The 9285-nt window shown below is 69.6% G+C and carries 7 protein-coding genes; 5 read left to right on the forward strand and 2 right to left on the reverse strand.

What is annotated here, in order from left to right:
• The first annotated feature begins 134 nt into the window (after positions 1-134).
• The 3 genes from ABTZ89_RS30600 to fahA are packed head-to-tail and all read left to right on the forward strand — an operon-like array spanning position 135 to position 3357.
• Positions 135-1334: a homogentisate 1,2-dioxygenase gene (locus tag ABTZ89_RS30600; RefSeq protein WP_270949898.1), complete on the forward strand. Its 1200-nt coding sequence runs from the start codon at positions 135-137 to the stop codon at positions 1332-1334.
• Positions 1331-2194 carry a hypothetical protein gene (locus ABTZ89_RS30605; protein ID WP_351051210.1) on the forward strand — a complete coding sequence of 288 codons (864 nt, stop codon included), beginning with the start codon at positions 1331-1333 and terminating at the stop codon, positions 2192-2194. The genes ABTZ89_RS30600 and ABTZ89_RS30605 overlap by 4 nt, the downstream gene beginning before the upstream one ends.
• Positions 2191-3357: a fumarylacetoacetase gene (gene fahA / locus ABTZ89_RS30610; RefSeq protein ID WP_351051212.1), complete on the forward strand. Its 1167-nt coding sequence runs from the start codon at positions 2191-2193 to the stop codon at positions 3355-3357. Before ABTZ89_RS30605 ends, fahA begins: the two co-directional genes overlap by 4 nt.
• A gap of 470 nt (positions 3358-3827) precedes the next feature.
• Here fahA and ABTZ89_RS30615 read toward each other — a convergent pair whose 3' ends face one another.
• Positions 3828-4226 carry a hypothetical protein gene (locus tag ABTZ89_RS30615; RefSeq protein WP_270949895.1) on the reverse strand — a complete coding sequence of 133 codons (399 nt, stop codon included), beginning with the start codon at positions 4224-4226 and terminating at the stop codon, positions 3828-3830.
• Between the two features lie 431 nt (positions 4227-4657).
• Positions 4658-5845 (reverse strand): cytochrome P450, encoded by a 1188-nt coding sequence (locus tag ABTZ89_RS30620; RefSeq protein WP_270949894.1) that lies wholly within the window; start codon positions 5843-5845, stop codon positions 4658-4660.
• Positions 5846-6070: 225 nt separating this feature from the next.
• On the opposite strand from ABTZ89_RS30620, the gene ABTZ89_RS30625 reads away from it, so the two are divergent.
• Positions 6071-7474, forward strand: a complete 1404-nt coding sequence (locus ABTZ89_RS30625; RefSeq protein ID WP_351051216.1) for a serine/threonine-protein kinase — start codon at positions 6071-6073, stop codon at positions 7472-7474.
• 85 nt (positions 7475-7559) lie between these two features.
• Positions 7560-9137, forward strand: coding sequence for a FadD3 family acyl-CoA ligase (locus ABTZ89_RS30630; RefSeq protein ID WP_351051219.1), 1578 nt, complete (start codon positions 7560-7562; stop codon positions 9135-9137).
• The last annotated feature ends 148 nt before the right edge of the window (positions 9138-9285 follow it).

A 9285-nucleotide genomic window follows, 5' to 3' on the forward strand; every position in this document is an offset into this window, starting at 1 on the left:
TCAGACGTCCGATTTCCATTGAACTTGCGTGGCTCGTGGGTCGGTGGGCTGTTGCGGGGCGTCGAGATAGTTAATACATTGACCAATTGCGTCGGGGCGTTGGAGCCCTGGGCCGCTGCGAGGAGGCGAGGTCGATGGCGTACTACCGGCAGGTCGGCGATGTTCCGCCGAAACGGCACACCCAGCACCGCAGGTCCGACGGCGGTCTGTACTACGAGGAGCTGATGGGGGAGGAGGGCTTCTCCAGCGACTCCTCGCTGCTGTACCACCGCAACCTGCCCTCGGCGCTGGTGGACTCCACCGTCTGGGAGCTGCCGGACCTGGAGACCGAGCCGAACCACCCGCTGCGCCCGCGGCACCTGAAGCTGCACGAGCTGTTCGGCGGCCAGGAGTGGAAGCGCCACGACGTGGTCACCGGCCGGCGGCTGGTCCTGGGCAACGCCGACGTCCGGATCTCCTACGTCGTCGCCGGTGAGACCTCCCCGCTGTACCGCAACGGGATCGGCGACGAGTGCGTCTACGTCGAGTCCGGTGCAGGCGTGGTCGAAACGGTGTTCGGCGCGCTGCCGTTCCGGCAGGGCGACTACGTGCTCCTGCCGCGCGCGACCACCCACCGCTGGGTGCCGAAGGGCGACGAGCCGGTGCGCGCGTACTGCATCGAGGCGAACTCGCACATCACCCCGCCGCGCCGCTACCTGTCGAAGTTCGGCCAGCTGCTGGAGCACTCGCCGTACTGCGAGCGGGACCTGCACGGTCCGGCCGAACCGCTGCTGTCCGAGGGCACCGACGTGGAGGTGCTGGTCAAGCACCGCGGCAGCCGGGGCATCGTGGGCACCCGGTTCGTCTACCCGGAGCACCCCTTCGACGTGGTCGGCTGGGACGGCTGCCTGTACCCGCACACGTTCAACGTCGCCGACTTCGAGCCGATCACCGGCCGCGTGCACCAGCCGCCGCCGGTGCACCAGGTGTTCGAGGGCAACAACTTCGTGGTGTGCAACTTCGTGCCGCGCAAGGTGGACTACCACCCGCTGTCCATCCCGGTGCCCTACTACCACTCCAACGTGGACTCCGACGAGGTGATGTTCTACTGCGGCGGGAACTACGAGGCGCGCAAGGGTTCCGGCATCGGCCAGGGCTCGATCTCGCTGCACCCCGGAGGGCACTCGCACGGACCGCAGCCGGGTGCCACCGAGGCCAGCATCGGCGTGGAGTACTTCGACGAGCTGGCGGTCATGGTCGACACCTTCCGCCCGCTGGAGCTCGGCGAGGGCGGCCGGGCCGCTGAAGACCCCGGTTACGCCTGGACCTGGGCGGGGCGGGGGCCGGAGCAGTGAGCATCCCGGACTTCGCCAAGGGGCTGTGCGACGACGCGGCGGTCTTCCCGCCCGGTCTCGCGCCGCTGCCCGACGCCGTCGCCGCGCACTTGCGGCACACCCGGTCGCCGTACGCGGCGCTGGTCGGCCCGCTCGTGCTGGCCGCGCCAGCGCTCGACGAGCTCCCCGGGCTGATCGGTCCCGACCAGCAGCTCGAACTCTCCGTCACCGCCCCGGAAGGCCCGGCGCAGCTGCCGGCCGTGCTCGCGGCGGTGGAATCCCTGCCGGTCCGCCTGCGTGCGCTGGAGGTCGCGGTTCCGGCCGGGCGGGAACCGGAGGAGTTCTTCGCGGCTCTCGACGCGGTGGGTGTCGACGAGGACGTGGCGGTGTTCGTGGAGGTTCCGCGCGACGAGCGCCGCCCGGAAGTCATCGCGACCTGCGCTTCGACCCGGTACCGGGCGAAGTTCCGCACCGGCGGCGTCAAAGCCGAGCTGTACCCCGACGACGCCGAGCTGGCCGCCGCGATCCGCGCGGTGGTCGAAGCCGGAGTGCCGTTCAAGGCCACCGCGGGGTTACACCACGCGATTCGCAACACCGACCCGGCAACGGGTTTCGAGCAGCACGGCTACCTGAACCTGCTGCTGGCCACGGACGCGGCGGTGGACTTCGCCGACGAGGCGGAGATCGCCGACGTGCTCGCCGAGCGGGACGCGCAGAAGATCGCCAAGCGGGTGGCGGAGCTGGACCGGGTGCGGGTCGTGGCGGCACGCGACCGCTTCCTGTCGTTCGGCACCTGCAGCATCGGCGAACCCCTGGCAGAACTGGTCGACCTCGGCCTGGTCCCGGCCGAGGTGCTCAGCGGAGGAGGAACCCACTCGTGATCGACATTCCGGACGGCTCGCTGTTCGGGCTCACCAACCTGCCCTACGGCGTCTTCTCCACGCCCGGGACCGAACCGCGCGTCGGCGTCCGCGTCGGCGATTCCGTCGTCGACCTGGCGGCGGCGCTGGGCGACGAGGTCTTCGCGCAGCCGGCGCTGAACGCGTTCATGGCCCAGGGCCGCGACCGCTGGGTGCAGGTCCGCCGGCAGATCACCGAGCTGGTCTCGGGCGAGGTGCCGGACGAGGTGGTGCACCCGGTGGCCGAGGTGCGCATGCACCTACCGATCGAGGTCGCCGACTACGTCGACTTCTACGCCTCCGAGCACCACGCGTCCAACCTCGGGCGGCTGTTCCGCCCGGATTCCGAACCGCTGATGCCGAACTGGAAGCACCTCCCGGTCGCTTACCACGGGCGTGGTGGAACGGTCGTGGTGTCGGGCACGGACATCGTCCGCCCCAGCGGGCAGCGCAAGGCGCCGAGCGAGGACGCCCCGACGTTCGGCCCGTGCCGCCGCCTGGACATCGAGGCGGAGCTCGGGTTCATCGTCGGCACCGGCAGCGACCTGGGCACCTCGGTGCCGGTGGACGAGTTCGGCACCCGGGTGTTCGGCGCGGTGCTGGTCAACGACTGGTCGGCCAGGGACATCCAGGCGTGGGAGTACGTGCCGCTGGGTCCGTTCCTCGGCAAGAGCTTCGCCACCTCGATCTCGCCGTGGGTGGTCCCGCTGCTCGCGCTGGAGGAAGCGCGGGTGGAAACCCCGCCGCAGAGCCCGGAACCGCTGCAGTACCTCAAGGAATCCGAACCGTGGGGCCTGGACGTCGAACTCGCGGTGTCCTGGAACGGCCACGAGGTCTCCCGCCCGCCCTACCGCGAGATGTACTGGTCGCCGGCCCAGATGCTGGCCCACATGACGGTAAACGGAGCCACCAGCCGCACCGGCGACCTCTACGCCTCGGGCACCATCTCCGGTCCGGAGAAGGACCAGCGGGGTGCGTTCATCGAACTCACCTGGGGTGGCAAGGAACCGCTGAGCATCGGCGGTGAGGAGCGCACGTTCCTCGAGGACGGCGACGAAGTCGCGATCACCGCCACCGCCCCCGGGGCCGGCGGCACCCGCATCGGCTTCGGCGAGGTCACCGGCCGGATCCTGCCCGCCACCTGAACGAACCGAAGGGCGCCTTTCGGCGTCTCGCGCTGGGGTTGGTCGTGACCTGCACGGATGTTGGTTGGTGCACCATAGGTTCCCCACGAAGCGGCCCACAAGATCGTTTCCGTGCTTGACGCGGCCGCCCCACGCGAGCTGGCTTTCCTCTCGGTCGTGCATGTCGCTGAACCATGAACGAAGGGTTCAGCGACATGACCAAGGTATGGGCCGAGCAGCTTCCGAGCGGGAACTGCTCCGCCCGGTTCCGGCACCCGATCACCCGTTGCGAGGAACGGGCCGGATCGCACCCGGGCGAAGACGCGGCGCTTGCCGCCGCGCGCAAGGCTGTGCGGGAGCTGGTGAGGCTCTACGACGGCGACCCAGACTCTGCGGCTGGTCGGCAGCGGTCCGAGGGCCACAGCAGAGGATTCGCTTGTAGGAGTTCGCCAGTGGCTCCGCCGGATATATCAGGCGCGGCAAGTCCCGTATCAACGGCTCGTTCGGAGCTCGTTTGCAGCGTTGCGAGCGAGAAGTGCTTCGAGCGCCGCGTACTCCGCCTCCTCGATTGCGGCCATGGCGTGGGCAACCGCGAACTCGGCATCAGCCTCTGCCACCTCGGCGTGCTTCGAGGCCTGCTTCACATCCAGCTCGTGGCGCTTTTTCTCGACACTGGCCTGGATCTGCTGAACGTGCCTGTCCCACGATTCTTGGAGATCTCGCCACCTGGCAGCGGCGTCGGACTTGGTCTTCTCGATCCGCTCGCGGATTTCTTGACTGCGTTCCTGGGCTGCGGTTCGGGCCTGGGCGGCATCTTCTTCCAATTTCGCGCGTTGGACCTCTGTCGCAGCATGAACCTTGTCCTCAACCTCCTTGGCTTTGGCTGACATGGTTGCAAGCGCATCTGACACAGCCATCGTGTCCCCCCGCTACTTCGTTCCGCCATGAACGGTGGGTACGCCTAGAAACCCTGCATACCAACGCTACTCGGCACAGACGACCCACCATGTAGGGCCAGAAGTCCCCGCAAGGCATGGCCAGGGGCCGCGCCGAGCAGGCGGCAATGATGCTGGCTTGACGCGGGTACGCTGCGCGCCCTACCGCGTGGGGAACCTTGATCAACGGCGTGGGGCAAACGTGGGCTCGAAACCGTCACGCCACGTACCAACAGCAGATCAACAGCGAGTGTCTGTGCTGTGCTCGACCAAACCGCTGGCCACACCTCCCGTGACCAGCGTTTTCCAAGGTCAGCGCCAAGCCTCCGAGAAAGGGCGCCTTCCGCCCGCGAAACCGGGTGGAAGGCGCCCCTTCGTCGCGGTGATCACTGGAGCTCGACGACCATGTCGCGGAGTTCGTAGCCGCCGATCGCGTCGTTGAAGGAGACGCGCGGTGGTGTGCGCAGCGCGACTCCCGGCAGGGCGAAGAGCTTGGTGAGGAAGATGTCGGATTCCAGGATCGCGACGTTCGCGCCCGGGCACTTGTGCGCGCCGTCGCCGAAGGACATCCCCGGGGGTGCGGCGTCGGTGAGCGGGCGGGCCGGGCACACCGCGAGGGGCTCGTCGCCGACCGCGCGCTGATCGGTGTTGGTCGCGCTGACCTGGACGTCGATCACGTCCCCGGCCGGGACGGTGACGGTCTCGCCGTCTTCGGCGGGCAGCTCGACGGGTGCGGTGGTGCGGCGCTTGAGGTGTCCGACCACCGGTTCCAGGCGCAGCAGCTCGTGCAGGATCGCGATCCGCTCGGTCTCCTCGGCAGCGCGGTAGCGGTCGCGGAGCGCGTCGTTGGTGAACAGGTGCCAGGCCGCCAGGTTGACGAATTCCCTGGTGGTGACCATGCCCGCCGCGGCGAAGGTGATGCACTCGCCGAGGATCTCGGCAGACGAGCAGCCCTCGTCGAGCAGGTGCGAGATCAGGTCGTCGCGGCGCTGCGCGCGTCGGGCCCGCACGGCCGGGCGCACGTCGTTGAAGAAGATGCCCGACCAGTTCCTGGCCTGCCGCCACACCCAGTACAGGCCGTTGAGGCTGGTGAAACCCGGTTCGCCGAACTCCTCGGGGAAGAACCGCTCCAACCGCTGCGCCAGGCCGGGGCGGCTCTCGGTCAGCCCGATCACCGCGCACGCCACGTCGATGGCGAGGTTGAAGCTCAGCTCCGACAGCCGCGCGTGGCCTTCGTGGCGGAGCTTGGCCAGCTGCTCGTCGGCGACCCGCTCCATGAGGCCCCGGTAGGCCTCGTCCACCCGCCGCGGCGTGAAGTACTTGGCGGTCTGCCGGCGGTGCTCGCGGTGCTCGGGGCCGTCCCGGTAGAGCACCGGGCGCCGGATCTTGGCCGGCATCTTCTCGACGGTCTCCACGCCGAGCCCGGCCTGGACGGTGTCGGTGCTGCGCAACGCGGCGCGCGCGGCGGCGTGGCCCCGGACCAGCCAGACCCCGTCGCTGCCGCGGCTCACCGGGCAGCCGCCCAGCTCCTCGCCGCGCTCGATCTTGCGTTCGTCCGTCGGGTCGGTCGACATCGGGGACCGGTCCTTTCCGCTGCCGGGGGCGTCAGATCATGATCCACTTCTTCTAGCAGGCCGGGTGCCGCGGACGCAGCAGGTGGGTCGCATTCGTAGCGCAATGTTGACCGTCGGTGCTCGCATGTCGGGACAATCGCTGGTAGACGGGTCGGGTCGGGTCGTGTGCTTTGCTGCGCGTCACCCAATAGGATGACCGGAAGTCGGTTTGAGGAGTTGCGCACCGTGAAGTGGCAGTTCGGCCCGTACCGCGTGGAGGGATTGATCGCGAGAGGCGGCATGGGTGAGATCTTGCGCGCCTACGACACCCGCCACGACCGCGTGGTCGCCCTCAAGCTGCTCGCCGCGAACCTGGCCGCGGACGACGAGTTCCGCGACCGGTTCAAGCGGGAGGCGCACGCGGCCGGCCGGTTGCGGGAGCCGCACGTCATCCCGATCCACGCCTACGGCGAGATCGACGGCCGGCTCTACCTGGACATGCGGCTGGTCGAGGGCGGCGACGTCGGTTCGCTGCTGGGAGCGAACGGCCCGATGCGCCCGGCGGACGCGGTGGCCATCCTGGAACAGGTCGCGCAGGCGCTGGACGCCGCGCACGCCGAAGGCCTGGTGCACCGCGACGTCAAGCCGTCCAACATCCTGGTCGCCGAGAACGGCTTCGCCTACCTGGTCGACTTCGGCATCGCCGCGTCGCTGCGGGCCTCGGGGAACCTGACCTCCACCGGCTACGCCGTCGGCACCCTGGCCTACATGGCGCCGGAGCGCTTCGAGGACGGTCCGGTGGACCACCGGGCCGACGTGTACTCGCTGGCCTGCGTGCTCTACCAGTGCCTGACCGGGGCGAAGCCCTTCGCGGGCGATACGGCGGCTTCGCTGATCAACGCGCACCTCAACCACCAGCCGCCGCTGCCCTCGGCCGCCCGCGGCGACCTGCCGCGGGAGTTCGACCACATCGTCGCCCGCGGCATGGCGAAGAACCCGGCCGACCGCTACGACAGCGCTGGTCAGCTGGCCAGGGCCGCCAGCCAGGCGCTGACCAGCGTCACCGCCGTTCCGAGCGAGTACGCACCGGTGGCCGCAGCGCCGCCGCGCCGCCGTGCGCGCTGGCCGTACGTGGCCGCAGGCGTCGGTGTGCTCGCGGTGCTCGCCGGGTCGATCGCCGTCGCCAGCGCGATGCGGACCGAATCGGGCCAGGCGATCCCGGCGGAGACACCGCCGACGGCGGACGAGCCGCTCGATTCGGTCGCGCCGACCAGTGCGGGGGAGGAGCCGGCGGAGGCGACCGAGGCGGGTGCGGACTCGGAGACCGCACCGGCGACACCGGTGCAGACCAAGTGGTGCCAGACCCTCACCTACGAGGGGGAGGAGCGCGGCTCCGGTTGCTTCGAGGCGATCGGTGACCACCTGTTCGCGCACGACACCAACAAGGACGGCAAGTGGATCCAGACGGTCGCCGAGACCGACTACGGCCGGGTGGCGGTGTGCAAGGACCTCAACTCCATGGGTGATCCGGTCGACTGCAACTTCGACATGAAGGAGAGCGGCCGGGTGCACTTCAAGGTCGAGCTCTGGGACGGCAAGGCCAAGCTCAGCGAGACCCCCTGGTCCGACTTCGTGCCGATCGGCCAGTAGGCCGATTCGGGCAATCGGCCCACGCGGCTGGCCAAGCAAGCGCTCGGGGAGTTAGCTTACCAAGCACTTGCTTGGAGGTGGTTCCGTGTCCGGGAGCGAGCCGCTCACCGTCCCCGCCGCAGTCGCCCTTGCCGCGCAACGCTTTCCGGATTCGGATGCGCTGCTGGACGGCCCGGTTCGGCTGAACTTCGCGCAGCTGCTGGACCGGGTGCGGACCGTGGCGCGCGCCCTGATCGCCGAAGGCATCCGGCCCGGCGATCGGGTCGCGCTGTGCTCGCCGAACACCCACCACTGGGTGCTGGCCGCGCTCGGCGCGCTGTACGCGGGGGCGACGCTGGTGCCGATCAACACGCGGTTCACCGGCTCCGAGAGCCTCGACGTGATCCGGCGTTCGCGCGCTCGAGCACTGGTGATCGCCGGGGAGTTCCTGGGCGTCGACCGGCTGGCCCAGATCCGCGACGTCGACAGCGCAGCGCTCGACCAGCTGCGCACCATCATCCGCGTCCCGGTCGAGGGCGAGTTGGAGCCGGTCGAGGGCACCCGCCGCTGGGACGACCTGGACGCGCTGGCAGCAGCGGTCCCGGAATCGCAGGCCGACGAGGTGGCGGCGGCGGTCGCGCCCGACGACGTCAGCGACATCCTGTCCACCTCGGGCACGACGGGTCGGAGCAAGGGTGCGATGAGCGCCCACCGCCAGGCGCTCGGCGTCGCCCGGTCCTGGGCGGCCAACAGCGAGCTGACCGGCGAAGACCGCTACCTGGTGATCAACCCGTTCTTCCACAGCTTCGGCTACAAGGCGGGGCTCCTGCCTTGCCTGCTGCGCGGTGTCGCCGTGCTGCCGCAACTGACCTTCGACGTCGCCGAAGTGCTCCGCCGGGTCGAAGCCGACCGGATCACGGTGCTGCCCGGCCCGCCGACCATCTACCAGTCGATGCTCGAACACCCCGACCGGGATCGCTACGACCTGTCCAGCCTGCGCCTGGCGGTGACCGGCGCGGCAACCGTCCCGGTCGTGCTGGTCGAGCGGATGCAGCGGGAGCTGACCTTCGACGCCGTGCTCACCGCCTACGGGCTGACCGAAGCCGTCGTGGTGACGATGTGCCGGCCCGATGACGACGACGAGACGGTGGCCAGCACCTGCGGGCGCGCCACGTCCGAGCTCGAAGTCCGGATCGCGGGCAAGGACGGTGCTGTACAGCCCGCGGGTGAGGCGGGGGAGGTCCAGGTGCGCGGGCCCAACGTCATGCTGGGCTACCTCGACGACGAAGCCGCGACCGAGCAGGCCTTCGACCGAGGTGGCTGGCTGCGCACCGGCGACATCGGCACCCTCGACGAGCGCGGGTACCTGACGATCACCGACCGGCTCAAGGACATGTACATCTGCGGTGGTTTCAACGTCTACCCGGCCGAGATCGAGCAGGTGCTGTCCAGGCTGGACGGAGTCGTGGACGTGGCCGTGGTGGGAGTGCCCGACGAGCGCCTCGGCGAGGTCGGCAAGGCGTTCGTCGTCGGCAGCGCGGATCTGTCCACCGAGGACGTGATGACGCACTGCCGGGACCGCTTGGCGAACTACAAACGGCCCCGGCAGGTCGAGTTCCGCGCCGAACTACCGCGCAACCCCTCCGGCAAGATCCTCAAACGCCTCCTGCGCGACCTGAAGTAGCGCTGACGTGTTCTCGATCTTTTGCTGGGATTCGCCGCCAGGCGAATAGCCCACCCTCGGCGCTGGCACCGCCGCGGGTTCTCAGCGTTCGCCTGGCGAGGACGGCCCGACTGCCGTGTATTGGCATACATAAAGTCGGGCACCCGCA

Origin of the sequence: Saccharopolyspora sp. NPDC002686 (genome assembly GCF_040295745.1) — a bacterium.
Taxonomy (GTDB): Bacteria; Actinomycetota; Actinomycetes; order Mycobacteriales; family Pseudonocardiaceae; genus Saccharopolyspora; species Saccharopolyspora oryzae.

Bases quoted from the DNA above. Each gene is read 5' to 3' on its own strand.
- ABTZ89_RS30620 (WP_270949894.1), bottom strand. From the start codon at position 5,845: ATGTCGACCGACCCGACGGACGAACGCAAGATCGAGCGCGGCGAGGAG.
- ABTZ89_RS30615 (WP_270949895.1), bottom strand. From the start codon at position 4,226: ATGTCAGCCAAAGCCAAGGAGGTTGAGGACAAGGTTCATGCTGCGACA.
- ABTZ89_RS30600 (WP_270949898.1), top strand. From the start codon at position 135: ATGGCGTACTACCGGCAGGTCGGCGATGTTCCGCCGAAACGGCACACC.